Genomic DNA, 25661 nt, shown 5'->3' on the forward strand with positions numbered 1-25661 from the left:
ATATAAGGTTTTTTTCTTTATCTTTGTGTGAAAAGGAAAAACTACGTATTATGTTGAGAAATACTTATTCAGACCGATTGTTTTTAGTGCTCATTCTTGTTGTCCTGTGTATCGTCCCCGGTTCGGCGCAAGTCATGACTTCTATGGAAGATATTACCGGCGGTACATTTAAGGAACCCTATTCCCAAAAAGAAATAACCGGACTGCCTGCGTTCCGTCGTATTGCTGTCGTTTCGCATCCTGTCCCCGAATCCAATATCAGGATAGAAGTCTGGCTGCCTGCCAAGAATTGGAACGGACGCTTCTTGGGAACCGGCAACGGTGGGGGAGCGGGCAGCATCAGCTATGGCGCCCTGGTAAGCGGTTTAAGGCGAGGGTTTGCCGTCGCCAATACCGATATGGGAACTTCGCCTGCCGCCCATCTGCTTTACGACTCTCCTGAAAAATGGAAGGACTTCGGATATCGGGCAACACACGAGATGACAGTGGTTGCGAAGAAATTCATCCGGGAATATTATGGAAAGGAACCTCTCTATTCTTATTTTCAAGGATGTTCCACCGGAGGGCAACAGGCGTTGTCCGAGGCGCAGCGCTATCCGGAGGACTATGACGGAATACTGGCCGGAGCGCCTGCCAACAACCGGACGCACCTCCATGCGATGTTTTTGTGGTGCCATGCTTTGTGCAACGAAGATCCGTCGCTTATGTTTACCAAGGAACAGCTACAAAAAATAACGGAAACCGTTATACGCAGGAATGCAGGCAAGGACGGCGGCGCGTCGACTGATAATTTTCTGACCGACCCGAGAATGGCCGTTGCGGATGTCAACGAGTTTAGTTCTTTCTTGTCCGAGAAGCAGGTAGAGATATTGGAGAAGATACTGAATGGTCCCGTAAACTCGGTTACCGGTAAGAGAATCTATTGCCCTTTTCCTCCGGGTAGCGAAGATAAACCTTCCGGGCTGGAATACTTTCAGGGAAAATCAGCCGTGGAGGGATTGCTTTATCCTTTTATCTGGGCTTTCGGGAAGGAGTTCGATTACCGTAAATTCGATTTTGACCGCGACATGGCGAAAGTCGATTCCATGCTGGCCCCGATATTGAATGCCAATAACCCTGATCTGCTGCCGCTGAAAAAGAGGAACGGCAAAATCATTATGTACACCGGCACATGTGATCCGATCGTCCCTTTCCAGGATGCCGTCAATTACTATGAGCGGGTGGTCGAAAAGATCGGCAGTTTGGAAGAGACGCAAGATTTCTTCCGTTACTTTATTATTCCCGGCATGAACCATTGCGGCGGAGGCCCCGGAGTGAATGATTTCGGACAATCGTTCCCGACGCCACCTAATCCTGACCGTGAGCAAGATGTCCTGACTTTACTCATGAATTGGGTAGAAAGGAATGAAGCCCCCGAACGAATGATCGCCACGCGGTATAAAGACGGTACGGTCGAGATGCAGCGGCCTGTGTATCCGTATCCGGATTTTCCTCGATACAAGGGTGGTGATCCGGCCAAGTTCCGGAATTATGAAAGGGTGACACATCCGAGAGGAATTGTTCCGGTTCCGGCAGGAAAATATCTGAAATAATTTATATCTTTGTGTAGTTTTAATATTCTCAAAGTCTAATCAAATAGAATGTATCATGAAAAATTTATTGAAATCATTTTTAGTTCTTTTGGCCATTACGACCGCAGTTCCCTGTTTTGCCCAGAAAGCAAATAATACGTTGACGGAAAAAGAAAAGAAACAGGGCTGGACCTTGTTGTTTAACGGGAAGGATTTTACGGGTTGGAGACAATGCAACAACACCGGAATGCCCTCCAATTGGGTGATCGAAGATGAGGCAATGAAAGTCTTTACCGCTCCGGGAAAGAAGCCGGGACATGGCAACAACGGCGATATCCTGTATAAAGAGAAGAAGTATAAGAATTTCGAACTTTCTGTAGACTGGAAGACAAGCCCGAAGGGTAATTCTGGTATCTTCTATTATGTACGCGAAGTTCCGGGACAGCCGATCTATTACGCAGCTCCCGAAGTGCAGGTGTTGGATAATGTGGATGCAGACGATAACAAGTTAGCGAACCATTTGGCCGGCTCTCTGTATGATATTTTGCCTGCTGATCCTAAGACTGTAAAACCGACCGGCGAATGGAATACGATCGTGATCCGTGTGAAAGACGGAAAAGTCACTCATACTCAAAACGGGAAGAAAGTCGTAGAGTACACTTTGTGGACAAAAGAATGGGACGATATGGTTGCCAATAGTAAATTCAAAGATTTCAAAGGCTTCCAGGAAGGTATCGCTCATGAAGGTTATATCGGTCTGCAGGATCATGGCTATCCTATCTGGTTCCGTAACATCAAGATTCGCGAATTGAAATAAATCCCATGCCCATGGAATTTGGATCGCATGCCCATGAAAATTGAATTGCATGGGCATGAAATAAAAAGAGGATAATCCAGTGAAGGGTTATCCTCTTTTTTATAAAGAATTAAATCTAATCTGATTTAAAGAGCACCCACTTCTTTCAAAGCTTCGTTTGTTTTGTGAACAGCTGCTGCGCTCTTTGCGAAGAGTTCTTTTTCTTCTGCTGTCAGTTCCAGTTCAACGATCTTTTCGATACCGTTCTTACCCAGGATAACAGGAACGCCGATGCAGAGATCAGATTCTCCGTATTCGCCTTCCAGATAAACAGAGCAAGGAACCATCTTCTTCTGGTTGTGGATGATAGACTCAACAACGAATGCTCCTGCTGCGCCCGGTGCATACCATGCGGAAGTGCCTAACAGTTTTGTCAGTGTAGCACCGCCAACCATAGTAGAAGCAACAACTTCCTGTAGTTTTTCAGCGCTCAACAGTTTGCTTACAGGAATACCTTTGTAAGTAGCCAGACGAGCCAACGGAATCATAGTCGTGTCACCGTGGCCACCGATTACCATGCCTTCAACTTCGTTAGCATTGCAACCTAAAGCCTGAGACAGGAAATATTTGAAACGGGAGCTATCCAATGCACCGCCCATACCGATGATACGGTTTTTCGGCAGACCTAAAGATTTCAATGACAGGTAAGTCATTGTATCCATCGGGTTGGAGATTACTACCAAGATTGCGTTCGGAGAATATTTCAGGATGTTCTGCGCTACGCTCTTAACGATACCAGCGTTAACGCCGATCAGTTCTTCGCGAGTCATACCCGGTTTACGGGGAATACCTGAAGTGATGACAACAACGTCAGAGTTAGCTGTTTTTTCGTAGTCGTTTGTGCAACCTGTAACTGTGGTATCGAAACCAAGCAGCTGAGCAGTCTGCATCATATCCATTGCTTTACCTTCGGAAACACCTTCCTTAACGTCAAGCATTACAACTTCGTCTGCCACTTCATTGAAGGCAAGAACATTTGCGCAAGTAGCACCTACATTACCGGCGCCAACAACTGTTACTTTAGACATAATAATAAGTTTTATATGTTTTACTTATAATGATACTTCTATCTTTTTTAGCGTGAGCAAAGTTACAACGTATTGCGGAATAAAGAAATATTTCCGTATATATTTTGTGCCTTCCTTTATTAAATATAGCTAAAGCTCCGCCGCCCTTATTCTACATATAATACCAGCCCTTTCAGATATTCACCTTCCGGGTGGTAGATGTTGACGGGATGATCGGCAGGCTGTGTCAGTTGGTGCAGAATACGGACGCTGCGGCCGGATTGGGCGGCTGCACTGAACACGGCCAGACGGAAGTTTTCCTTACTTACGACCTGCGAGCAGGAGAAGGTGAACAGGATGCCTCCCGGCTTGATCTTTTCGAAAGCGATGGCGTTCAGCTTGCGATATCCTTGCAGGGCGTTGCGCAATACGTTTTTATGTTTGGCAAAGGCCGGCGGGTCGAGGATAATCAAGTCGTAGTTGCTTCCCATCTTTTCCAGATATTTGAACGCGTCTTCCGCATAGGCTTCATGGCGCGGATCACCGGGAAAGTTCAGTTCCACATTCTTCTTCGTCAGTGAGATGGCTTTGGCGGAGCTGTCGACCGAATGTACCACTTTCGCACCGCCGCGCATGGCATAGAACGAGAATCCGCCGGTATAGCAGAACATATTCAAGACGGAACGGCCTTTTGAGTAATGTCCCAGTAACGAACGGTTTTCGCGCTGATCGACGAAGAATCCGGTTTTCTGGCCTTTCTGCCAGTCTACACAGAATTTCAGTCCGTTTTCCAGAGCGATGTCCTCCACTTTGCCTCCGTACAAGTAGCCGTCTTCACTACCTAAGTTCGCTTTGTAGGGCAGTGTGGCTTCCGATTTGTAATATATATTCTGTAAAGAATCTCCCAGGACAGTTTTCAGCGCTTCGGCAATCTGGTGGCGTGCGTAGTGCATGCCGACAGAGTGTGCCTGCATGACGGCTGTATGGGCATACATGTCGACGACCAGTCCCGGCAGGTTGTCTCCCTCGCCGTGTATCAGACGGAACGTATTGTTGTTCTCCACTCCGGCAAGCCCCAGCGTTTGGCGCAGGGTGTATGCAATGCGGATGCGTTCTTCCCAGAAAGCAGCGTCGATCGCAACCTGTTTGAATGATAAGATACGCACGGCGATACTGCCTATCTGATAATGTCCGATACCTAAGAAACGCCCGTTTGTCCCATATACTTCTACCAAGTCACCTTCTTCCGGCTCGCCTTCGATTGTCTGGATGGCTCCGGAGAATACCCAGGGATGGAAACGTAACAACGATTCTTCTTTCTTCGGTTTGAGAAATACTTTGCACTCCTTCATTTATATCTGTTTCAATTGGTTGTATATTTTCAGGCAGGCCCATGCGTCGAGGGCTGCATATTTTTGTTGCGGTTCGGTCAGCACATCGGCTTCCCAGTTGCTCAAGCGCTGTCCTTTTGATATTTTTTTATTGAACAGGATGGCGTATATCTTTTGCAGGCTGGCGTCTTCAATGCCGAACTGTCCTACATAATTCTGCAAATCCAGGAAATTGGCCGGCTCTATGTCCGTACGTCTCCGCATCGCTCCGAAGTCGTCGCGCAGGGAAAGTCCGATTTTCAAGACTCTCTCGTTCGCCAGGAATTTTTCTAACGCTTCCGGTATATCGATCCGGTTCAGGCGGAACAGGAAACAAGCTTCGTCCGTCGATATCTGCATGAGCGATATTTTGTAGCGTTGTCCTTTCTTAAAGCTGGGACGGGTTTCGGTATCGAATCCGACTGCCGGAAACTCAGACAGGTAGCTGACCGCCTTTTCCGTATCTCTCAATGTGTCGATAACGATGATTCGTCCGGTAAACTCCTCTAAGGGAAGCTGGGATATTGCTTCTTTCGTTATTGAATGTGTATATTGTTGTGTCATTCTTCTTCTTCGTTGGTTTCTAAAGGCTCTTCCTCGCTGTATCGCACGGCATGAAGAGCTTTTAATGCATTTAATAATTGTTGTCCCCAGAATTCGCGGAAGTTGTTACGGCACAGGGCAATTGCTTCGAGCATCACCGCTTCGTTTCCCTGGCGGAACAGGGAGATGAAGTTGCCCGTGTCTTGGTAAACATCCGCCAGGTTTTCCGAGATAAAGGCGGCTATCGGTGTATCGCTGTATTGCATATCCGGATGGAAAGTTTCCAGATAAGAATCCTTTTCTCCCAATAATCCTGCAATCCGGTTGCGGACAGATTCATACATGTCTTCCGTAACAGTCAGTTCCGGGTCTGCATCTTCGTCCTCTTCCGCCTCGGGCAGGAGCGTGGCTTTCAGATAGAGTAGCGGCAATAGCTTGACCGCTTTGTCCAAAAAGTCAAAAAGACCACTTCCGCCGGCATTCTCGACGAATGTGCAGAATTCCAGTGCAACTGTTACAAATTCCAGCGTGTTGCGTTCGTATATCGGGTTGTTTTCTTTTTCCATGCTGATTATCTTAATCGATACCTTTGCGTTTATAACCTGCAAAAGTAACAAATATATTTCGATAATCGGAATTATGGGAGTTATTTCCTTAAGGTTATAGAAAATACAAATCTCTTTTGTCTGCTAAGCCGGAGTAAATACTTTAAGACCTGTTGGCCGGTAAACTGAGAGATTAATTGTATATTTGCAAAAACGTTCGATTTATGGAAACTGGAGTCAGAAAGCTGCCGATAGGCATACAGAATTTTGAGAATATTCGCAGGCGTGATTTCGTCTATGTCGACAAGACTGCCTTTGTCTATGAAATGGCAACGATGGGGATCCCTTATTTCCTGAGCCGTCCGCGTCGTTTCGGGAAAAGTCTGTTGTTGTCTACCTTTGAAGCCTATTTTGAAGGGAAGAAAGAGCTGTTCAAGGGATTGGCTATCGAGCGGCTGGAATCGGAATGGTTGCAATATCCGGTTTTGCACCTGGATTTGAATGCTGAGAAATATACAAGTCCGGAACGACTGGAATATATCCTGAGCAACAACCTGACGCAATGGGAAGAACTATACGGGAAAGGGGAGGATGAAAAGACGCTTCCGGCTCGTTTTATGGGGGTGATTCGCCGGGCTAACGAGAAGACGGGGATGCAAGTCGTCGTGTTGGTGGACGAATATGATAAACCCTTGTTGCAGGCGTTGAACAATGAAGAACTTTTGGGCGCGTACAGGGATACGCTGAAAAGTTTCTACGGAGTTTTGAAAAGTGCAGACCGGTATTTGCGTTTTGTTTTCCTGACGGGAGTGACAAAGTTTGCGCACGTCAGCGTCTTCAGCGATCTGAACCAGTTGTCGGATATCAGCATGGTGCCACGGTTTTCACAGATTTGTGGTATCACGTTTGAAGAATTGAAAAATAATTTCGAACCTGAAATAAAGGCTTTAGCTGAAACGAACAGCTTATCGTATGAAGGGGCGCTGGACAGATTGGAGCGTATGTATGACGGCTATCATTTTAGCGAGAATACGGTAGGGATATTTAATCCTTTCAGCGTTTTGAATGCCTTGCAATATAGCCGATTCGACAGTTATTGGTTTCAGACGGGGACACCGACTTTCCTTGTTGATGTATTGAAAAAGAGCGAGTATGACCTGCGAACATTGATTGACGGAGTGGAAGCACCGTCATCAGTTTTTACTGAATACAGGGTTGAGGTAATGAACCCGGTTCCGTTGCTTTACCAGAGTGGTTACTTGACGCTTAAGGAGTTTGATGATCGGTTCCGGTTGTATCGTTTGGGCTTTCCCAATGAAGAAGTGAAATATGGTTTTCTGAGTTTTATTGCTCCTTTTTATACAGCTGTTACGGATGATGAAAAAGGTTTTTACGTGGGGAAGTTTGTTCAGGAATTGGAAACTTGTAATGTCGATGCTTTCATGAACCGTCTGCAAGCCTTCTTTGCTGATTTTCCTTACGAGTTGAATGCGAAGACCGAACGTCATTATCAGGTTGTTTTTTATATAGTATTCAAGCTGATGGGGCAGTTCTGCGATGTGGAAGTGAGAAGCGCAAAAGGACGTGCTGATGCTGTTGTGAAGACGGCTGATTATATTTATGTGTTTGAGTTTAAGCTGGATGGAACTGTAGAAGAAGCTCTCCGGCAAATTGATGAAAAAGGCTATCTGATACCCTATCAATCTGAAGGAAGGCAGTTGGTGAAGGTCGGAGCTTCTTTCAGTAAGGAGGAACGCAATATTGCGGATTGGAAAATACAAATGTCGTAGGGAACTTTAAATTTTCTGTGTACATTTGCACGTTGTAAAATTATACGTAATGGCAAAGAAGACAACTGCAAAACAAAATACGAATAACGGCGAGAGTAAATTCAAAAGGGTTAAAAACTTTTTTACCAATGAACGCACCCGTTTCATAACCGGATTGGTTATTTCTATTATTACAATATATGTCGGTCTGGCATTGATCTCATTCTTCTTTACCGGAGGGGCGGATCAGAGCAAGATAGAGAATGTACCGTTGGCAGACCTGGTCACAAACCGGGGATCAGTGGATAACTGGACGGGCGTGCGCGGGGCTTTCCTGGCGGACTTGCTGATGAACCGGTGGTTTGGAATCTCTTCGTTTCTGATCTTGTTTTTCTTGGGATCGGTAGGGGCGAAGTTGATGAACCTGAATAAAGTGTCCTTGCTGAAACGTTTCCTGTTCAGTGCCGCGATGCTGATCTGGGGATCCGTGTTCTTTGCTTTTGTCTTTATCAGTGGATATGAAGACACTTTCATCTATTTAGGAGGCCAGCACGGTTATTACCTTTCGGAGATGATGATGAATAATATCGGCATACCGGGCACAGTCCTGTTGCTTGTCGGCATGTTCCTGATCATTGCGATCTTCACCAGTAAGCGTACGATTCCGTTCCTGCAAAATGTCTTTTCTTTCGGATGGCTGAAGAACAGCTTGAAACGGAAGAAGAAAGAAACACCGGAAACGGAAGACGAACCTGAAAACGAAACGTTGCCGGAAGAACAGCCGGTGAGAGAACCGGTAATCACGCCTCGCAGACCGGTGAATGAAACAACTGTTGAGCCGGATGAATATGTCTTCGATACGGAAGCTGAAATCAGGAAAGCGGCAGAAGAGAAGCATGAAGCGGAAGAAGAAAACGAATTTGAATATACAATAGCAAAAGAGGAAGAGGACGCTCCGAAAACCGCAGAAGGTGAGAAGAATGTCGACTTTGAAGTGGAGATACCCGACGGCGAAGAAGAAATGTGCGACCAGGCGGAGTTAGGCAAATATGACCCGCGCTTGGATTTGTCTCGTTATGTGTTTCCCCCGCTCGATTTGCTGAAATTCTACGACTCCGGCAATGTGGAAGTCAACCGTGAGGAACTCGACGCCAACCAGCAGATGATTAAGCAGACGTTGGAAGATTTCGGCATCCGTATCGCTTCTATCAAGGCAACGGTCGGACCGACGGTGACGCTCTACGAGATCGTGCCGGAAGCCGGCGTGCGTATTTCCAAGATCAAAAACCTCGAAGACGATATCGCGCTGAGCCTTTCCGCCTTGCAGATCCGTATTATCGCTCCGATGCCGGGTAAAGGAACGATCGGTATTGAAGTGCCGAACAATAAGCCGCAGACCGTCTCGATGCAGTCTGTCGTCGCTTCCCGCAAATTCCAGGAGTGCACATACGACCTGCCTGTGGCGATCGGAAGGACGATTATCAACGAAGTCTTTATGTTCGACCTTTGCAAAACGCCCCACTTGTTGGTGGCAGGTGCGACTGGACAGGGTAAGTCTGTCGGTCTGAATGCAATCATCACTTCTTTATTATATAGGAAGCATCCGGCCGAACTGAAGTTCGTGATGATCGACCCGAAACGGGTGGAATTCAGTATCTATTCGAAGATCGAACGGCATTACTTAGCCAAGTTGCCGAATGCCGACAAACCGATTGTGACGGAGCCGGAAGACGCGGTGGCAACCTTGAACTCGTTGGTGATCGAGATGGAGAACCGCTATGAGTTGTTGGTGAGCGCTTCGGCACGTAACATCAAGGAATATAATGAGAAGTTTATCTCCCGTCGCCTGAATCCGGAAAAGGGACATCGTTTCCTTCCGTATATCGTGGCGATAGTCGACGAGTTCGCCGACCTGATCGCTACTTCCGGTCGCGAAATCGAAATGCCTATTTCCCGTATTGCGGCTAAAGCCCGTGCCGTCGGTATTCACATGATCTTAGCAACGCAACGTCCGGATACGAAGGTGATCACCGGTACGATCAAGAGTAACTTCCCGAGCCGTATCGCCTTTAAGGTGATGTCGCAGGTCGACTCCCGTACGATTTTGGATGCACAAGGTGCGAACCGCCTGATCGGTAAAGGCGATATGTTGATCCTGATTACCGGAAGCAGTGAGCCGACGCGTGTGCAGTGTGCATTTGTTGATACGCCGGAAGTGGAAGATATCGTGGAACATATCGGAGAGCAGGTGGCTTATCCGACTGCTTACCTGTTGCCGGAATATGTTGGAGAAGGAGGTGATTCTTCGATTGCCGGAACGGTGGATCTGTCTGATCGCGATCCGCTCTTTGACGAGGCGGCCCGCCTGATCGTGATCCAGCAACAAGGTTCGACTTCGCTTATCCAGCGTAAGTTTGCAATCGGTTATAACCGTGCCGGCCGTCTGATGGACCAGCTGGAAGCAGCCGGCATTGTCGGTCCCTTTGAAGGAAGCAAGGCACGCCAGGTATTGATTCCGGATGAATACAGCCTGGAACAGTTGTTGAATTCGTTAAAGTGAAAAAGATAAATGAAGATTTATCGGTGAGAATAATGCCGTCGTAGGGGCGGTTCGCGAACCGCCCAAAGCCCTGTAAGGGCGACAGATCATAGCCCAAGGCGTGAGCCTTGGGGTTAAAGAGGACCACCTCCTGTCTTCGAGCCCTGTAAGGGCGATACATTGTGACACAGGATGTTACTGGTGCCGCCCTTACAGGGCTAAGAGGAGAAGGGAGACGTTTCTCTTAACCCAAGGCTCACGCCTTGGGCTGAGATCTGCCGGGCTTACAGCCCTAAGACAACGTCGCTATCGGGCGGTTTGCGAACCGCCCCTACGAGGCCGTTATCCTCGCACCGTTAAATCATCATTTATCTCTGATAATATTAAGAATATGAATATGAATTATAAATTGAAAATAACTCGGCTATCCGTTCTGCTGTTGTGTCTTTTGCTCGGATTCAACTTGGAGGGCGGGGCGCAGAACGCCACGTCTATCTTGGATAAAGCGGCTTCCGCTTACGAGGGCTCGAATGGTTTGAAAGCCTATTTTACGATGCAGACGCGCTCGGATGTGCAAAAAGTGTCGGAGAGCTTTGACGGGACAATCGATATCAAAGGTGATAAATTCGTGTTGAAAACCCCGGATATGATTACCTGGTTCGACGGGACGACACAATGGTCGTATGTCGAGCGCAATGAAGAAGTGAATGTGTCGACACCGACGGGAGAGGAGTTGCAGACGACAAATCCTGCGTTGCTGCTCCGTTCCTATAAGAAAGGCTTCTCAGCTACGCTAAAAGGAGAAAGTACCGCTCCGAACGGCAAGGCAGCCTATGACATCGAATTGACGCCTAAAAAGAAAAGCGATATCATAAGAGTAGAACTCCAGATCGAGAAGTTTTCCGGCCTGCCCGCTTCGATCGCCGTATTCGCCAAGAACGGACTCAGCAATACGATCCGAATCGGCAAAATGGAAACAGGAGTAAACCAACCGGATTCTTTTTTTGTTTTTAACGAAAAAGACTATCCTGATGCAGAGATCGTAGACCTTCGGTAAATTAAGAGTTAAGAATTAAAAATTAAAAAATACGAGATGAATACAAATCAGAATGAAAAGGTTCGCTGCCTGATTATCGGTTCCGGCCCTGCCGGCTATACGGCGGCTATATATGCTTCACGTGCTAATCTGTCTCCTGTCCTTTACGAAGGCATCCAGCCGGGCGGACAGCTTACCACTACCACCGAAGTCGAGAATTTCCCCGGTTATCCGGAAGGTGTGACCGGTACGGAACTGATGGAAGACCTGAAACAACAGGCTGCCCGCTTTGGGGCGGATATCCGCATCGGTATTGCTACGGCGACAGACTTGTCGGCCGCACCTTATAAAGTGACGATCGACGGTGAGAAAGTGATTGAGACGGAAACATTGATTATTGCTACCGGAGCGACTGCCAAATATTTAGGCTTGCCCGATGAACAAAAATATGCAGGAATGGGCGTGTCTGCCTGTGCTACTTGTGACGGTTTCTTCTACCGCAAGAAAGTGGTGGCTGTCGTGGGTGGCGGAGATACGGCTTGCGAAGAGGCTCTTTATCTGGCCAGTCTGGCAAAGCAGGTTTATCTGATCGTCCGCAAGCCGTATCTGCGTGCTTCGAAAGTGATGCAGGAACGTGTATTGAATGCCCCGAACATTACGGTGCTGTTCGAACATAACACCGTTGGCCTGTTTGGCGAGGATGGTGTCGAAGGCGCACACCTGATGAAACGCATGGGCGAACCGGATGAAGAAAAGGTAGACATCGCCATCGACGGTTTCTTCTTAGCTATCGGACATAAGCCGAATGCTGAGATCTTCAAGCCCTGGATCGAAACGGACGAAGTGGGCTATATCAAGACAATTCCGGGTACGCCGAAAACAAAAGTCCCGGGCGTATTCGCCGCCGGTGACGTCGCCGACCCGCATTACCGCCAGGCCATTACGGCTGCCGGCAGTGGTTGCGCCGCTGCAATCGAAGCGGAACGCTATTTGTCGGAGCACGGGAAATAAATGATGATTTTCGGTGCGTCGCTATGTTTGTATTACCGGACGCAGATTTCGCAGACGACGCAGAGGAACGCAGATCATTAATTGTTTTAAAAGAAAATAAGTCTGCGTTCCTCTGCGTAATCTGCGCCCGTCTGCGTCCGGTAAATACGAGTAAACGCACCGTTAAATCAGCATTTACCGAATTTGCAAACTAACTAAAAATACCATGTTATGAAACAATTAAGATTCTCTCTTCTTTTTCTTTTCTGTGTACTGATTACAGTGCCGGCAGCCGCTAAAGGCAAAACGAAAGTGATTGCTCATCGTGGCTATTGGAAGACGGAAGGGTCTGCTCAAAACTCGATTCGTTCTCTGGAACGGGCGAATGAAATAAAAGTATATGGGTCCGAGTTCGATGTGCATCTGACAGCGGACAATGTCCCGGTTGTTTTCCATGATAGCAAGATTCAGGGTAAACATATCCAGACGACTCCCTATGCGGAACTAAAAGACCTGAAGCTCCCGAACGGCGAAACGCTTCCCACATTGGAACAGTATCTGAACAGGGCGAAGGAGCTGAAAAAGGCTAAACTGATTTTTGAACTGAAATCCCATGCGACTCCCGAACGCGATCGTGAAGCCGCAAAGATAGCCGTCGATATGGTGAACAGCAAGAAGTTGGGAAAGCGTACCGAATATATCGCTTTCAGTCTTGAAGCAGCTAAAGAGTTACACCGCTTGTCTCCTAAAACCCCTGTCTATTATCTGAACGGCGACTTGTCTCCGAAGCAATTGAAAGAACTTGGATTTGCCGGCCTGGATTATAACTATAAGGTGATGCAAAAACATCCCGAATGGTTTAAGGAAGCGAAAGACCTGAAATTGAAAATCAATGTTTGGACAGTCGACGATCCGGAGGTGATGAAGGAAATGATCGAGAGCGGCGCGGACTTTCTGACAACAGACTATCCCGAAGAAGCGCAAAAAGCCGTACTTTTGTACCGCTGAATAAATATGTGAAATGAGAAAGTATTGCCTGCCGTTATTTCTTTTGTTGCTCCTACAAGCCGTTTATGCCGTCGATCCTCCCAAGCGGGAGATCAGGGGCGTTTGGCTGACAACCGTCTATGGCTTGGACTGGCCGCAGAAACCCGCTGCGACAGAAGCCGGGCGTAAAGCGCAGCAACGTGAAGTATGCGACATCCTGGACCGTTTGCAGGATGCGAACTTCAACACCGTTTTCCTGCAGGCCCGTTTGCGCGGCGATGTCATCTGGCGTTCGCAGATAGAGCCGGCCAGCAAGACTTTCTCCGGAAAATACGGCGTGATGCCGGGCTACGATCCTTTGGCTTTTGTGATCGACGAATGCCATAAACGGGGAATGGAATGCCACGCCTGGTTCGTCACTTTCCCCTTAGGAACCGATAAAAGCGTGAAAGAACAAGGCAAACTCTCTGTTGTCAAGCGGCATCCGAATCTTTGTAAACGGCATAATGGCGAATGGTATCTGGACCCCGGCGTGCCCGGAACTTCCGACTATATTCTCTCTTTAGTCAAGGAGTTGGTGAACGGTTACGATATCGACGGCATCCATTTCGATTATATCCGCTATCCCGAGCAGGCTAAATCTTTCCCCGATAAAGCCTTGTACAACAAATACGGCAAGAAACGGCCGTTGGCGGAATGGCGGCGGGAGAATATCAATAAGATGGTCTTCCGCATTTACGACTATGTGAAATCTGTTAAACCCTGGGTGCAGGTGAGCAGTTCCCCGCTTGGCAAATACAACCGTATCGAGCGCGTTCCGAATGCCGGCTGGACAGCCTACGAAAGTGTGTTCCAAGACCCGAAGATGTGGATGCAGCAAGGAAAACAGGACATGATTGTCCCGATGATGTATTACCTGCACGATAACTTTTTCCCCTTTGTAGACAATTGGGTGGACAATTGCAACGGCCGCCTGGTTGTGCCCGGTCTGGGCGCTTACCGGATGCTCAAGGCGGAGGCGGACTGGACAGTCAACGACATCACGGACCAGATCGATTACAGCCGCTATTACGGCGGTGCCGGTTGCACATTCTTCCGCTGTGCGAATGTCCTGGATAACACCAAAGGCCTGTACGACGAGCTGAAAGACAATTACTATAAATATCCGGCGCAGCTTCCTCCCCTCGCATGGCTGAACGACGAGATCCCGCCCGCCCCGGAAGGGATTCTGGCAGAGCGTGAGGGCAACGAACTGAAACTCTCCTGGCAGAAGCCCGATTCGGTAAAAGATGTCCTGACTTATACCGTCTATTATTCGTTGACCGATTCGATCGATCCGGCGTCGGCAAAAAACATACTGCTGACCGGCATCCGGGATACTTTCCTTTACCTGCCTGTCGACACGACATCGGAGCGGGGATATACTTTTTCCGTCTCCGCCTCTTCCCGCTACCACATCGAAAGCAAGCCCTCCAGGGAAACTTACTATTACCTTTCCAAATTTCCTAAATAATATTAACCGTTTGGAAGAAACTCCCGGAATGCTTTATCTTTGCGCAGGATGAAAAAGACTGTGACATATCTGTTTATCGTTTTTCTGGCTGCACTTGTGTTTTATGGTGGCGCCGGCGTAAACCTGATTACCTACTGTTGCGAGGATTGCCGGACAGCCATACATGAGCACGAGCATTGTACGGAAATGGCAAAACATGTTTCATCCTGTTGTCACGCGGACGGAGAAGACAATTGCTGCGATGTGGAGCATATCAGCTTTGACTGGACTGTTTTCCAAGGTGCGTTGCTTAATTTGCAGCCTGTCGCAATCGACCTGGTTTCGTTGACGGCCTCAAATATTTCGCTTGTTCCCGCTCTTATCATGGATAAGGCTGTTGATGTGGTACGAGATGCTCCTCCCGGAATTACTCCTGATATATATCTTTCTTTATTGACTGTCCTTTTAGTTTAGGCAACTGTTTGTTATTCTCCGCTGATGGAAAAATCCATGGGCGCAAATGTCTGTTTTATTTTGGATAACAAATAAGGAATTTATGTCTAAACAACTCTATACTATATTACTATTGTTTTTTATTGCCGTCTCGGCTTCTGCCGGAAAGCCGGTGAAAGGTCATGTCTACGATGAACAGAATGAACCTGTGATCGGAGCTAATATCTATTGGGAAGGGACCCAGTTAGGAACAACTTCCGATGCGGACGGCTATTTTGAACTCGAGAAGAATGATGATTCGAAGAATCTGGTTGTCAGTTATATCGGCTATACGACGTCGGTTGTCCCGGTGACTTCCGATGGCAAACCTTTGCGCGTCGTGCTTGTCGGTGAAGTAGCCCTGCAGGAAGTCGTTATCAGCGAGCGTAAGATGGGAACGATCGCTTCCCGTACCAGCGTGTTGCAGACGCAGAAGATTACCTATGACGAGATTTGCCGTGCCGCCTGCTGTAACCTGGCCGAAAGCTTCGAGACGAATCCGTCTGTCGATGTCTCTTATGCGGACGCGGCGACGGGTGCCCGCCAGATCAAGCTGTTGGGGCTTGCCGGAACATATGTGCAGATGCTGACGGAAAATTATCCGAACTTCCGGGGTGCCGCCTCCTTATACGGATTGGATTATGTGCCCGGCGCCTGGATGGAAAGCATCCAGGTATCGAAAGGGACATCGTCCGTCAAGAATGGTTATGAGGCGCTGGCCGGCCAGATCAATGTGGAGTTTAAGAAGCCTCCGACGGCCGACATCTTCTCCGTGAATCTCTTTGGCAGCGACGCCGGCCGGTATGAAGGAAACGCGGATGCCTCCTGGCATATCAACGATAAAGTCTCGACCGGCTTGTTGGTGCACTATTCGAATGACAAGATGCAGCACGACGGGAATGACGACGGTTTCCTGGACACGCCCCTGAAAGAACAGGTGAACCTGATGAACCGCTGGTATCACAAGTTGGACCATTATGTGGCCCAGTACGGCGTCCGTTACCTGCATGAGAACCGTACCGGCGGCCAAGCGACAAAGCATCATGATTTTGCCGATCCCTATCGGGTCCGCCTGCAAACGAACCGGGCGGAACTGTTCACGAAACAGGCCTATATCCTCGATAAGGAAAAGGTGGAAAGCGTAGCCCTGATCCTTTCCGGCTCCTATCATGAGCAGAAATCCATGTACGACCGCATCCCCTATAATGTGTATCAAAACAATGTCTATGCCAGCCTGCTCTACGAAAAAGAGTTCTCGCCGGCGCATAGCCTGAGCACAGGTCTGAGCATGAACTACGACGGTTTTGATGAAAACCTGACGCAAGACGGCATCCGGACGCCTTTCGACCGGACGGAAATCGTTCCCGGCGCCTATGCGCAATATACATATAACCTGAATGACAAACTCATCGTGCTGGCAGGACTGCGTGCGGACTATAGTTCGTTGTACGACTTTTTTGTCACGCCCCGCCTGCATGTCAAATACAACCCCTTCGACTGGTTCCACGTGCGTGCCTCGGCAGGAAAAGGATTCCGGACGGCAAACGTGCTGGCTGAAAATAACTTCCTGCTGTCCAGTAGCCGTAAAATGAATATCGCTCCGGATCTGGACCAGGAAGAGGCTTGGAATACAGGTGTGAACCTTTCGTTTTATATCCCGCTTTTCGGAAAGGAATTGACGTTGAATGGCGAATGGTATTATACGGATTTCCGGAAACAAGTCGTTGTGGACATGGACAGCGACCCGCATGCCGTGAGTTTCTATAACCTGGACGGCCGTTCCTATTCGAATAGCTTCCAGGTCGAAGCCACTTATCCGTTCTTTCGCGGCTTTACACTGACCGCCGCCTATCGTTATACCGATGCAAAAACGGATTACCGGAATGCGGACGGCATAACCCGGCGTCTGAAAAAGCCCCTGGTCAGCGACTATAAAGGCCTGCTGACCGCTTCTTACCAGACGCCCCTGAAGAAATGGCAGTTCGACCTGACCGGACAGTTCAACGGAGGCGGACGGATGCCGGCTCCGGATGCCGTAAACCCGTTGTGGGAGCCGGACTTTAAAGCCTATACAGTCGTGAATGCCCAGATCACGAAGTATTTCCGCCGCTGGTCTGTCTATGTCGGAGCCGAGAACTTATTCGACTATAAACAGCCGCATCCCATCATCGACGCCGGGAATCCGCGCGGAGATAACTTCGACGGATCGATGGTCTGGGGACCGGTCCACGGCCGGAAGATTTATGCCGGACTGCGTTTTAATATCAGCAGATAATGTGTCAATTAAATTATTTATATCATGAAACAATTAGTAGTAGCTTTGATTTGTGCCGTATTTACTTTTTCCACGGCCTATGCACAGGGTGCAAAGAAGAAAAAGGAATCCGTGACTTTCTTTGTAGAAGGCATGGATTGTGCAAATTGCGTCAAGAAGATCGAGAAGAATATCGCCTTTGAAAAAGGAGTGACCGATCTGAAATGTGATCTGAACACCCGCACGGCAGTTGTTACCTACCGTGCAGATAAAACCTCCAAGACCAAGTTGGCTTCAGCCTTTAAGAAGATTGGCATGGAGGCGACTCCGGTCGATAACGGCGCCGGTTGCCCGGTTGATCCGAAGAAAAAGAAATAGAGGATGATTTGTCTCTCCTTATTCAATATTCGCGAGAATACTGTATCTTTGGAACGTTTTTGATGGAAAAATATTTATTCCGGAATGCAGCGTTTCGGACGGTTCTAACATCATATTAAATGTACAGCCTTGAAAAGGGCGTGAAGGCACACATTAAATGACGGAGAAACAACTGATAGAGGGTTGTAGGAGTGGGGAAAGGCTGGCTCAGAAGGAGCTGTATGAAACATATTCCCGCAAAATGATGGGCGTTTGTCTGCGTTACGTAAGCGACAGGGAGACTGCCCGTGATTTGTTGCAGGACGGTTTCGTAAAAGTCTTCACCAGTATGGATTCCTATTCGGGGATCGGGTCATTTGAAGGGTGGATGCGAAAGATCTTTGTCAATTGTGCGTTGGAGTATTTGCGTAAATCGGATGTTTTGCGCGAGGCGACCGACTTGGATAACACGGCGGAACTCGTTCATCCGGACAGTTCCGCAATATCCGATATGTCGGCGGTCGAGCTGATGAAACTGGTGCATGAACTGCCCGCCGGCTTTCGTACGGTGTTCAACCTGTTCGCGATAGAAGGCTATTCGCATAAGGAGATCAGCGAGATGATGAACATAACCGAGAGCACTTCCCGTTCGCAGTTTACGCGTGCCAAGCAGCTGTTACAACGCAGAATTAACGAATTGTATTGAGAAAAAAAGGAAATGAAAGATAAGGAAAGAGACATATTTGACGATTTGCTGCGTGAGAAGTTATACGACTTCGAAGCAGACACGTTGCCGGGTGACTGGGAGGCCATTGCCGACCGCCTGCCTGCCGCAAAGACTGTCCCTTTCCGGCGGACTTTGCGCTATTGGGCTGCCGCTGCCGTTATCTCCTTATTGGTCGTCACCGGAGGCGTTTATGTCGTGAACCGCGACAAAGAACCGATGCCCGTTGCCGAAACAATCCGGGAAAAGACAGACGCAGTGGAGACGCAGTTGGCGGAACAAACCCAGCCGGCCATGCCAGTTGCTGTGGCCGAACCTTCCCGAAATAGCACGGATAAGCCTGTTGTTGCTCAAACGTCCTTGTCCCCGCGCTTGACGCGGGGCCGCATCGGTACAGACCTTATCAATCAGCCGCTTATAGAGCCGGTTCCAGTGCGATCCCGCGTCAAGCGCGGGAACGAGGTGCCTTTGACACAGCTCTCTGTGCCGGAGGAATCTGAAATACGTCCGGTTGAGACGCGTGCCCTGATTGCCGACGCAGCACCCGTGAAGGAAGCCGGTAAAGCTCCGGTGAGAAGATGGGGCTTCGGAATGGGCGGAGGAAGCGTGACCGCCGGAACATCCAATTCTCTGAACACCTTTGCGCTGAAGAACACGGCGCTGATCGACAGAGAGCTAATCCAGCTAAACTCACCTTATTTCAACGAGCAGTCTCCAAAAACAAACATTCATCATAAAACACCTGTAACAGTCGGGATGGGCGTCAGTTACTATCTGAACGACCGTTTCTCCCTGCAATCCGGTTTGAATTATACATTCCTTTCTTCCGAGTGGGAAACGAATGCCGTTTATTACGGCGAGACAAAGCAGAAGTTGCATTTTATCGGAATACCCCTTTCCTTGTCCTATAAGATTGCGGAATGGAAACGCATACAGTTTTATGCAGCCGCCGGCGGAATGACGGAGATCAATGTGGCCGGTAAGCTGACTTCCAAGATATTTGTCGGGAATGATGAAATCCGTCATGAGAAAAGACATATCCGGATGAAAGAATGGATGTGGTCTGTAAACGGCCGTGTCGGAGCGAGTTATCCCTTGCTTCGCTTCCTGAGTGTATATGCGGAAGCAGGCGCCGGCTATTATTTTGACAATGGAAGCGACATCGAAACGATCCGCTCCGAGAAACCGTTTAATGTCAACCTGCAGGCGGGTTTCCGTTTGGGCTTTTGAACAGTAAACAAATAAATAATAAACAATATAAAATTAAAAGAACAGTAAAAAATGAAGAAACTTAAAGTTTTAGGATTGGCAGCAATCGCTGCGGGAATGGTAACGTTAACCTCTTGTTTGGATGGGGGAGGAAATCAAGAATCAGGACAATTATTTGCGGTGATTGATTATTCGTCAACGTTTAAACCTCTATTGTATACACCTGCTGGTGCCCCTTTCTATATTTCAAGTGTGGCCTCTGATCCCAGCTTTAATGCAGGTGATTGTGTTACGGGCTATATTACAGTTGATTATGATTCACCAGAGAATGCGAATGCCAGTACAAATGGTTATTATACAGCTTCCGGTCAGGCTGCAACAATAAAGAAAGGAAATTTCTCTTTTGCAACTCTTGATTCTACGGCATTAAGTGATGAACAGCTTTTATCAGGTGTGGCAAATATGTTTATTAAATCCGTTAACTATCGGAAAATGATTGCTTTACCTATGTTTGAGAAAATCTTGACGGATCAGAAGAATAACTATAAATTGACTTTCGACTATGATCAGGAACCGGTAACTGTTAATAGTATGGAACGTGTATATACCTTCTGTTTGCGTTGTCAAAAATTAGAAGATGGAAAAGCTCCTACCTTAAACAACGTTTCGGATATTTCGGGGTTTGATTTGGAACAATTATACTCGACATTGAAAAGTAAAGAATCTGCAGCAGGGAAAAAGGTTGTAAACTACCAAATTAAATATGCAAAAGGATTTAATTCAGATTCCACAAAAGTGACAACTTGGGGTGCTACTGATATAGTTCAGTTCTCTATAGCAGACTCTGAATAAGCATTTCAGGAATTTCTTATTTCGTAATAAATACAGGCATCGGATGGAAAACGGATAAATATCCGGATTCTGTTCGATGCTTTTTTTTGAGCGTTTTCTGCCATTACTTAAAACCGACAATTTATTTTGGCGGCCTCTCCAAATATGGAACTTTTGCATTGAGAATGTCGCCAAAAAACTTTTTTTTGGCGACAAAATGAAGGTGAAGATGGTATTGCAAAGTATTGAAAATAAGATGATTTCTGTGATAAGTAGAAAAAAGAACGGCACTATATTATTTGCGAGTGATTTTGCAGATATGGGAGAGCGTAAGGCCATCAATAAGGCTTTTGCTCTTCAAATACTTAGGTAGGGCCGTGTAAGCAAGGAACAACTCAACCGAATCGGACAATTATTATCCAATGAACCCAAAGAGCGGATATCCTGTGTATTAACTTTCAACTCTTAACTTCCAATTTTCAACTTTCCCGGGGGCTTATTGTATAAAACGCATTTTTTAGGCTAAAAAAAGGTCCGAAACAAAACAAATGTTAATCCGCTTTTCAGACGTCAAAAAGGGACTTTTTCCTCTTTTTTGAGTGTTTTCCGCAATTATGACCGTCCTCTTTGCCATTACGACCGTGCTAATAGGCAGTGCACTCGGCACCTCGCGAAGATTATGACGGTCGTAATGGAGATTATGACGGTCGTAATTGGAAAGAGGACCGTTTTCATGGCAAAAAAGTACCTAAATTTCCTTGAGATATTTGGAACGCCGTCCGTTTTATTTTCAAATATTCGATTCTCCGGGAGTTAAGGTTTATCACTTTGTCGGTGTTTCCGGTTTTTGCCAATCAAATTGCACACTTTTCAGGATGACCTCGGCAGCTCATTCCGTCCGATGTCAGTCGGAATGGGTAAAACCATGAAAAGAGTCAATCCGAAATCGATCAAGATTTCGAATGAAATAGAAAAACGGTTGGAGAAGGGGGATATTGTATATTTTAACATATTTGAAACCACTCCCGGAACATCCGTATATACACGGATTTAATCTTTCCCGACTGTACTGTGTGCGCAACTTCGGCAGTCAGTCCGGCACTGAAATTCTCCGGTGGCTGCACCGCAACGAATTGATAGACGATGGCGGCTCACGGGATTTCAATGTTCTGTACCCGTAATTATAGTAAAGTGTTCGGGGATTACCCGGACACTTTACAAAATTATGCCGGAATATATTTTGTGGTTTAAGAGAAAAGTTCTATATTTGCAACCAATAGAACCTGCCAAGCCTCTTAACAATGCTCAAATAGGCAGGTCGTTTTTTTATATATACCTATGAAACAGCCTTTTACCAAAGTTTTCTATACTTCCCAACAACATATTACTCTTTTAAAGAGCAGAGGTTTAGTAATAACGAACGAGCGAAAAGCGGCAGATTATTTGTACAATATCGGCTACTTCCGTTTGAGTGCTTATTTTTACCCGTTATTGAAGTTGCCAAAAGAGCAACACCAATACAAGTCGGGTGCGACTTTTATCCAAGCATTGGATATGTACCGTTTTGACCGCAAATTGCGGTTGCTTCTATTCAATGAAATCGAAAAAATAGAAATAGCTATCCGCAGTTGCATGACCAATGCCGCCAGCGAGTATTTCAATGACCTGTTTTGGATTACCAACCCTGCCTATTTCTACAATATGCAGAATTTCCAGTACACACAAGATACGATAGATGCCGAACTGAAAAAATCGAAAGAAGATTTCATCCTGCATTTCCAGTCAGCCTATACCGATAGTTATCCGCCTGCATGGATGATTGCCGAGATATTGCCGTTAGGTATGCTTTGCCGCATCTATACCAATTTGAAGGACAATGTGATCAAGAAACGGATTGCGCAACATTTCGGTTTGCAAGTTCCGGTATTCAGTTCATGGATCGTGATTTTGGCTGGTTTGCGTAATATGTGTTGCCACCATTGCCGTACATGGAATAGGGAACTGGCGGTTATCACGACCGAACCCCGCCGGACACAATTCGGCTGGATAAATTCTTCACGGACGGACAAGCGTAGGATGTACTACCGCATTTGCATGATACGTTATTTCCTTTTTACGGTATCACCCGGCAATACATTTGAGGATAAGCTAAAGGCACTGTTAGCCGCCTATCCGAATATTGATACCCGTGCGATGGGCTTTCCCGTTGGTTGGGAAAACGAGGATATTTGGAAATAGGCATCAGTGATGCCTATTTATGTGACACTGTCTCATAAATTACACCCTTCCGTACACCGTCCTTACCTTCTCGCCGTCCAGCAGCTTGCACGACCGTACCACCCATGCCGCACCGTCCGCCATCATACCCGGCAACACCTTTTCGCCGCCGTCCTCAATTTCCGGCAGCGTAACAGCCACTATTTCGGCTCACCCGATAATCATTGGGGATAAATAAATTCATTATTTGGCAAGATTGAATCATCATTTATGGTTCACATTTTCTTACATTCGAAACTTCTTGGCGTTTGTCGAGGTCCGTGGATACTAAAATAATATATTTATTTTCAAATTATACTGTCATACTATCATTCGTTCATTTGAATATCATGAATATCAATGCGTGTATCAAATGATAGCAGGCATGATGGCAGGATTTTCAACTATCATACTGTCATAAAAGCTATTATCCTTTTTCATGTTCTATGTTGCTTAATTTCAATTTGGTAACCACTCGTGCTTTTTGAGACCCGGGTCTTAGTACAGCCAAGACCCGGGTCTCAACACCTTCCGGATGCGGATGTAAATGGTGTTAAAACGGGCATTTCCGGCAAAATACATAACGACTTTCTGTTAAAAACAAAGGCATATCTGACTAAAAAGAAGTAAGCCTTACTCAAAAATGTCCTGTTTTAACACTTCTGATACCTTGTTTTTTCGATGAAACAACACAAAATGATAGTTAAACGGAATATTCATGATGGTTAAATGATAGTTGTAATTAGAACTATCATAGCTATGTATCATGATATTCAATTCCTATATGGAAAACATGAGAGTATGACAGTTCTTTTTCAAAAAACTTTATATAAAGGTTCAGTATTTGACATATTTGAAACCACTCCCGGAACATCCGTATATACACGGATTTAATCTTTCCCAATTGTATGAGTAAGAAAATAATGCTACCTTTGTGCCTTCCCTCTGTGTGTGGAGGAAGATAACTTCGATTTCAAAATTGTATATGGAAATGAGAAAGACTGTATTATATGGCGTGATAGCCCTTTGCCTGGTTGTGTTGAGCTCTTGTTTGGGAGACCCGGCGACGCAATTGACGATGGCGAATCAGACCGGGGTTGTGGCAACGAATGTGGGATCCGTAGGTAAGGTTATTTTCGTCAAAGGCGGGGATGTGATCTCTTCGGAAAACTTCCAGAATGCGAATGTGGAAGATGGAGAATGTATCCTGTTCGATTATTCGATCGATTACGGGCTGGCTGAAAATGCAGACGGCGGGGCGAATAAAGGCTATATGACTGCAACCATTTATGAGAATACACTTTCGGAAGTGAGCCAGTGGCAGCTGTTCAATACCTTGACAGACACCTCGAACGTCGAGAATGGTGAATTACTGCTTTCCACCCTTCAGCCCCGTTCTTCCTATATCAAGGGAAATCTGTTTCTTTTTACGGAAATGAGCGGTCATAAGACGGCGCAGGAAGATAGTTTCGCCTTGTCTTATAATCCGGATCAGGTATTGAATGGCGATCAGGTCTATAGCTTGTATCTGCGCGCTATCAAGACGGCTGAAGGCGGCGAGGAGGATAACGGGCAATCGATGATTATCCCCTGTGCTTTCAATATTCAGGACTTTGTGAAGAAAGTGACAGGAGAAAATAATACCGATGAGGTGAAGTTCCGGGTTAATTATGCATCCGCATTCGGGAAAGACTCTGCTTCAATCGTCTGGAAATCATCCGATGTGTTTACGATAAACCCCTCAGGGAAGTAACTTAATGACAAATAGCAAACGAACGTATTGAAGATGTATAAAGAGATATTTAAATTGGTAGTGGCCATCATCTCCCAGCCGGGAAAAGCTTGGGATATTCTGACGAAAAAGGAAGAAAAGGACGATGAGTTTTTATCCCGGTTTGTGTATCCCCTGATCGGAATCGTTACGGTGGCGGCTTTTCTTGGGGTGTTGTTCACCCGGAAAGAGTTCGACATCGAGCTGGCTCTGAAATCGTCGATCCGGACGCTGGTTGCCGCCTTCGGTGGTTTTTACCTGGCGTCGTATTTTCTGAACGAACTTTGGCAAGGTTTTTTCAAACGCGAGAAAGACATGAAGCTGTGCCAGCGTTTCGTCGGCTATTCGTCTTCGCTGATGTTCGCGCTGAATATCGTGTTGATGTTGCTTCCGGAGTTTTTCTTTTTGCGGATATTTGTCTTATACACGTTCTATATCGTGTGGGAGGGTGCCGGCCCTTATATGCAGGTGGAAGAAAAGGACCGCCTGAAATTTGTCGGGGCTGCGACCAGTTTGATTTTGCTGACGCCCTGGCTGATCGAAGTCGTCCTGTCGATGCTGATGCCCGGTTTGCGTTTTTGATAAATAAATGAGATGAAAGAGAAGATTAGTAATAATATACAGATAAAGAATAAGCGGGCAACTTTCGATTATGAGTTGCTCGATACGTTTACGGCGGGCATTGTGCTGACCGGGACGGAGATCAAATCGATCCGCCTGGGCAAGGCGAGCCTGGTCGATACGTTCTGTATCATTGAGAAAGGCGAGCTGTGGGTGAAAAATATGTATGTGGCGGAATATTTCTACGGGACTTATAACAACCATTCGGCCCGCCGCGACCGTAAGCTGCTGCTGACGAAAAAGGAGTTGCGCAAGATCGAGGGGGCGGCCCGCAACAATGGCTTCACGATCATTCCGACCCGCCTTTTTATTAACGACAAAGGGCTGGCCAAAGTCGTGGTCGCAATCGCCAAAGGAAAGAAAGAATATGATAAACGCGACTCCATCAAAGAACGGGATGATCGCCGCGAGATGGACCGTGCATTCAAACGATAAAGACAT

Annotated in this window: 22 protein-coding genes; 18 read left to right on the forward strand and 4 right to left on the reverse strand. The window is 46.9% G+C overall.

All coding sequences use genetic code 11. From position 1 onward, the window contains the following. Positions 1-50: 50 nt before the first annotated feature. Together DWW90_RS08615 and DWW90_RS08620 are read left to right on the forward strand one after the other, a co-directional pair. Positions 51-1592, forward strand: a complete 1542-nt coding sequence (locus DWW90_RS08615; protein WP_122344685.1) for a tannase/feruloyl esterase family alpha/beta hydrolase — start codon at positions 51-53, stop codon at positions 1590-1592. Positions 1593-1647: 55 nt separating this feature from the next. Further along, a complete protein-coding gene (locus tag DWW90_RS08620) occupies positions 1648-2388 on the forward strand; it encodes a DUF1080 domain-containing protein (protein WP_122332797.1) in 741 nt (246 codons plus the stop codon). A 125-nt stretch (positions 2389-2513) separates the two neighbouring features. Here DWW90_RS08620 and mdh read toward each other — a convergent pair whose 3' ends face one another. The 4 genes from mdh to DWW90_RS08640 all read right to left on the reverse strand — a co-directional run bounded on the left by mdh (position 2514) and on the right by DWW90_RS08640 (position 5913). Continuing rightward, positions 2514-3455, reverse strand: coding sequence for a malate dehydrogenase (gene mdh, locus DWW90_RS08625; RefSeq protein ID WP_115499518.1), 942 nt, complete (start codon positions 3453-3455; stop codon positions 2514-2516). Positions 3456-3601: 146 nt separating this feature from the next. Then, positions 3602-4786: a class I SAM-dependent rRNA methyltransferase gene (locus tag DWW90_RS08630; protein WP_122344686.1), complete on the reverse strand. Its 1185-nt coding sequence runs from the start codon at positions 4784-4786 to the stop codon at positions 3602-3604. Further along, positions 4787-5368: a 3'-5' exonuclease gene (locus DWW90_RS08635; RefSeq protein ID WP_115499520.1), complete on the reverse strand. Its 582-nt coding sequence runs from the start codon at positions 5366-5368 to the stop codon at positions 4787-4789. It lies immediately after the preceding gene. Next, complete coding sequence (locus DWW90_RS08640) at positions 5365-5913, reverse strand: DUF5063 domain-containing protein (protein WP_122344733.1); 549 nt, start codon at positions 5911-5913, stop codon at positions 5365-5367. The genes DWW90_RS08635 and DWW90_RS08640 overlap by 4 nt, the downstream gene beginning before the upstream one ends. A 203-nt stretch (positions 5914-6116) precedes the next feature. Between DWW90_RS08640 and DWW90_RS08645 the strand changes: the two genes are divergently transcribed. From DWW90_RS08645 to smpB, 16 genes are all read left to right on the forward strand, one after another. Next, complete coding sequence (locus DWW90_RS08645; protein WP_122332795.1) at positions 6117-7682, forward strand: ATP-binding protein; 1566 nt, start codon at positions 6117-6119, stop codon at positions 7680-7682. A 49-nt stretch (positions 7683-7731) separates the two neighbouring features. Further along, positions 7732-10221: a DNA translocase FtsK gene (locus DWW90_RS08650; RefSeq protein WP_122344687.1), complete on the forward strand. Its 2490-nt coding sequence runs from the start codon at positions 7732-7734 to the stop codon at positions 10219-10221. A gap of 370 nt (positions 10222-10591) precedes the next feature. After that, positions 10592-11257, forward strand: a complete 666-nt coding sequence (locus DWW90_RS08655; RefSeq protein ID WP_122344688.1) for a LolA-like putative outer membrane lipoprotein chaperone — start codon at positions 10592-10594, stop codon at positions 11255-11257. Between the two features lie 36 nt (positions 11258-11293). Continuing rightward, the gene (trxB, locus tag DWW90_RS08660; RefSeq protein WP_122344689.1) at positions 11294-12247 is read left to right on the forward strand and encodes a thioredoxin-disulfide reductase; all 954 of its coding nucleotides are present in this window, start codon (positions 11294-11296) and stop codon (positions 12245-12247) included. A 210-nt stretch (positions 12248-12457) separates the two neighbouring features. Then, positions 12458-13234, forward strand: coding sequence for a glycerophosphodiester phosphodiesterase family protein (locus DWW90_RS08665; protein ID WP_122344690.1), 777 nt, complete (start codon positions 12458-12460; stop codon positions 13232-13234). 13 nt (positions 13235-13247) lie between these two features. Further along, a complete protein-coding gene (locus tag DWW90_RS08670) occupies positions 13248-14726 on the forward strand; it encodes a glycoside hydrolase family 10 protein (RefSeq protein ID WP_122344691.1) in 1479 nt (492 codons plus the stop codon). A 48-nt stretch (positions 14727-14774) separates the two neighbouring features. Further along, complete coding sequence (locus DWW90_RS08675) at positions 14775-15179, forward strand: hypothetical protein (RefSeq protein ID WP_115499528.1); 405 nt, start codon at positions 14775-14777, stop codon at positions 15177-15179. Positions 15180-15261: 82 nt separating this feature from the next. Next, positions 15262-17472, forward strand: coding sequence for a TonB-dependent receptor (locus DWW90_RS08680; protein ID WP_122344734.1), 2211 nt, complete (start codon positions 15262-15264; stop codon positions 17470-17472). Between the two features lie 24 nt (positions 17473-17496). Continuing rightward, positions 17497-17829 carry a cation transporter gene (locus DWW90_RS08685; RefSeq protein ID WP_122344692.1) on the forward strand — a complete coding sequence of 111 codons (333 nt, stop codon included), beginning with the start codon at positions 17497-17499 and terminating at the stop codon, positions 17827-17829. A gap of 157 nt (positions 17830-17986) precedes the next feature. After that, entirely contained in the window at positions 17987-18514 is a 528-nt protein-coding gene (locus tag DWW90_RS08690; RefSeq protein WP_122344693.1) for an RNA polymerase sigma factor, read from the forward strand. A gap of 12 nt (positions 18515-18526) precedes the next feature. Beyond that, positions 18527-19762 carry a porin family protein gene (locus DWW90_RS08695; protein WP_122344694.1) on the forward strand — a complete coding sequence of 412 codons (1236 nt, stop codon included), beginning with the start codon at positions 18527-18529 and terminating at the stop codon, positions 19760-19762. A 51-nt stretch (positions 19763-19813) separates the two neighbouring features. Then, positions 19814-20593 carry a hypothetical protein gene (locus tag DWW90_RS08700; protein WP_122344695.1) on the forward strand — a complete coding sequence of 260 codons (780 nt, stop codon included), beginning with the start codon at positions 19814-19816 and terminating at the stop codon, positions 20591-20593. A gap of 1317 nt (positions 20594-21910) precedes the next feature. Continuing rightward, on the forward strand, positions 21911-22810 hold the full coding sequence (locus DWW90_RS08715) for an Abi family protein (RefSeq protein WP_122344697.1): 900 nt from the start codon (positions 21911-21913) through the stop codon (positions 22808-22810). 1009 nt (positions 22811-23819) lie between these two features. Further along, positions 23820-24581 carry a hypothetical protein gene (locus DWW90_RS08725; RefSeq protein ID WP_122344735.1) on the forward strand — a complete coding sequence of 254 codons (762 nt, stop codon included), beginning with the start codon at positions 23820-23822 and terminating at the stop codon, positions 24579-24581. Positions 24582-24614: 33 nt separating this feature from the next. After that, a complete protein-coding gene (locus DWW90_RS08730) occupies positions 24615-25181 on the forward strand; it encodes a YIP1 family protein (RefSeq protein WP_115499536.1) in 567 nt (188 codons plus the stop codon). Positions 25182-25193: 12 nt separating this feature from the next. Beyond that, positions 25194-25655 carry an SsrA-binding protein SmpB gene (gene smpB / locus DWW90_RS08735; protein ID WP_115499537.1) on the forward strand — a complete coding sequence of 154 codons (462 nt, stop codon included), beginning with the start codon at positions 25194-25196 and terminating at the stop codon, positions 25653-25655. Positions 25656-25661: the final 6 nt, after the last annotated feature.

It is taken from the genome of Parabacteroides sp. AF17-28, from assembly GCF_003479205.1.
GTDB classification, from domain to species: domain Bacteria; phylum Bacteroidota; class Bacteroidia; order Bacteroidales; family Tannerellaceae; genus Parabacteroides; species Parabacteroides acidifaciens.

What these genes read in the sequence shown, in the direction of transcription:
- DWW90_RS08615 (WP_122344685.1), top strand. Translation starts at nt 51, where the DNA reads ATGTTGAGAAATACTTATTCAGACCGATTGTTTTTAGTGCTCATTCTT.
- DWW90_RS08620 (WP_122332797.1), top strand. Translation starts at nt 1,648, where the DNA reads ATGAAAAATTTATTGAAATCATTTTTAGTTCTTTTGGCCATTACGACC.
- mdh (WP_115499518.1), bottom strand. Translation starts at nt 3,455, where the DNA reads ATGTCTAAAGTAACAGTTGTTGGCGCCGGTAATGTAGGTGCTACTTGC.
- DWW90_RS08630 (WP_122344686.1), bottom strand. Translation starts at nt 4,786, where the DNA reads ATGAAGGAGTGCAAAGTATTTCTCAAACCGAAGAAAGAAGAATCGTTG.
- DWW90_RS08635 (WP_115499520.1), bottom strand. Translation starts at nt 5,368, where the DNA reads ATGACACAACAATATACACATTCAATAACGAAAGAAGCAATATCCCAG.
- DWW90_RS08640 (WP_122344733.1), bottom strand. Translation starts at nt 5,913, where the DNA reads ATGGAAAAAGAAAACAACCCGATATACGAACGCAACACGCTGGAATTT.
- DWW90_RS08645 (WP_122332795.1), top strand. Translation starts at nt 6,117, where the DNA reads ATGGAAACTGGAGTCAGAAAGCTGCCGATAGGCATACAGAATTTTGAG.
- DWW90_RS08650 (WP_122344687.1), top strand. Translation starts at nt 7,732, where the DNA reads ATGGCAAAGAAGACAACTGCAAAACAAAATACGAATAACGGCGAGAGT.
- DWW90_RS08655 (WP_122344688.1), top strand. Translation starts at nt 10,592, where the DNA reads ATGAATATGAATTATAAATTGAAAATAACTCGGCTATCCGTTCTGCTG.
- trxB (WP_122344689.1), top strand. Translation starts at nt 11,294, where the DNA reads ATGAATACAAATCAGAATGAAAAGGTTCGCTGCCTGATTATCGGTTCC.
- DWW90_RS08665 (WP_122344690.1), top strand. Translation starts at nt 12,458, where the DNA reads ATGAAACAATTAAGATTCTCTCTTCTTTTTCTTTTCTGTGTACTGATT.
- DWW90_RS08670 (WP_122344691.1), top strand. Translation starts at nt 13,248, where the DNA reads ATGAGAAAGTATTGCCTGCCGTTATTTCTTTTGTTGCTCCTACAAGCC.
- DWW90_RS08675 (WP_115499528.1), top strand. Translation starts at nt 14,775, where the DNA reads ATGAAAAAGACTGTGACATATCTGTTTATCGTTTTTCTGGCTGCACTT.
- DWW90_RS08680 (WP_122344734.1), top strand. Translation starts at nt 15,262, where the DNA reads ATGTCTAAACAACTCTATACTATATTACTATTGTTTTTTATTGCCGTC.
- DWW90_RS08685 (WP_122344692.1), top strand. Translation starts at nt 17,497, where the DNA reads ATGAAACAATTAGTAGTAGCTTTGATTTGTGCCGTATTTACTTTTTCC.
- DWW90_RS08690 (WP_122344693.1), top strand. Translation starts at nt 17,987, where the DNA reads ATGACGGAGAAACAACTGATAGAGGGTTGTAGGAGTGGGGAAAGGCTG.
- DWW90_RS08695 (WP_122344694.1), top strand. Translation starts at nt 18,527, where the DNA reads ATGAAAGATAAGGAAAGAGACATATTTGACGATTTGCTGCGTGAGAAG.
- DWW90_RS08700 (WP_122344695.1), top strand. Translation starts at nt 19,814, where the DNA reads ATGAAGAAACTTAAAGTTTTAGGATTGGCAGCAATCGCTGCGGGAATG.
- DWW90_RS08715 (WP_122344697.1), top strand. Translation starts at nt 21,911, where the DNA reads ATGAAACAGCCTTTTACCAAAGTTTTCTATACTTCCCAACAACATATT.
- DWW90_RS08725 (WP_122344735.1), top strand. Translation starts at nt 23,820, where the DNA reads ATGAGAAAGACTGTATTATATGGCGTGATAGCCCTTTGCCTGGTTGTG.
- DWW90_RS08730 (WP_115499536.1), top strand. Translation starts at nt 24,615, where the DNA reads ATGTATAAAGAGATATTTAAATTGGTAGTGGCCATCATCTCCCAGCCG.
- smpB (WP_115499537.1), top strand. Translation starts at nt 25,194, where the DNA reads ATGAAAGAGAAGATTAGTAATAATATACAGATAAAGAATAAGCGGGCA.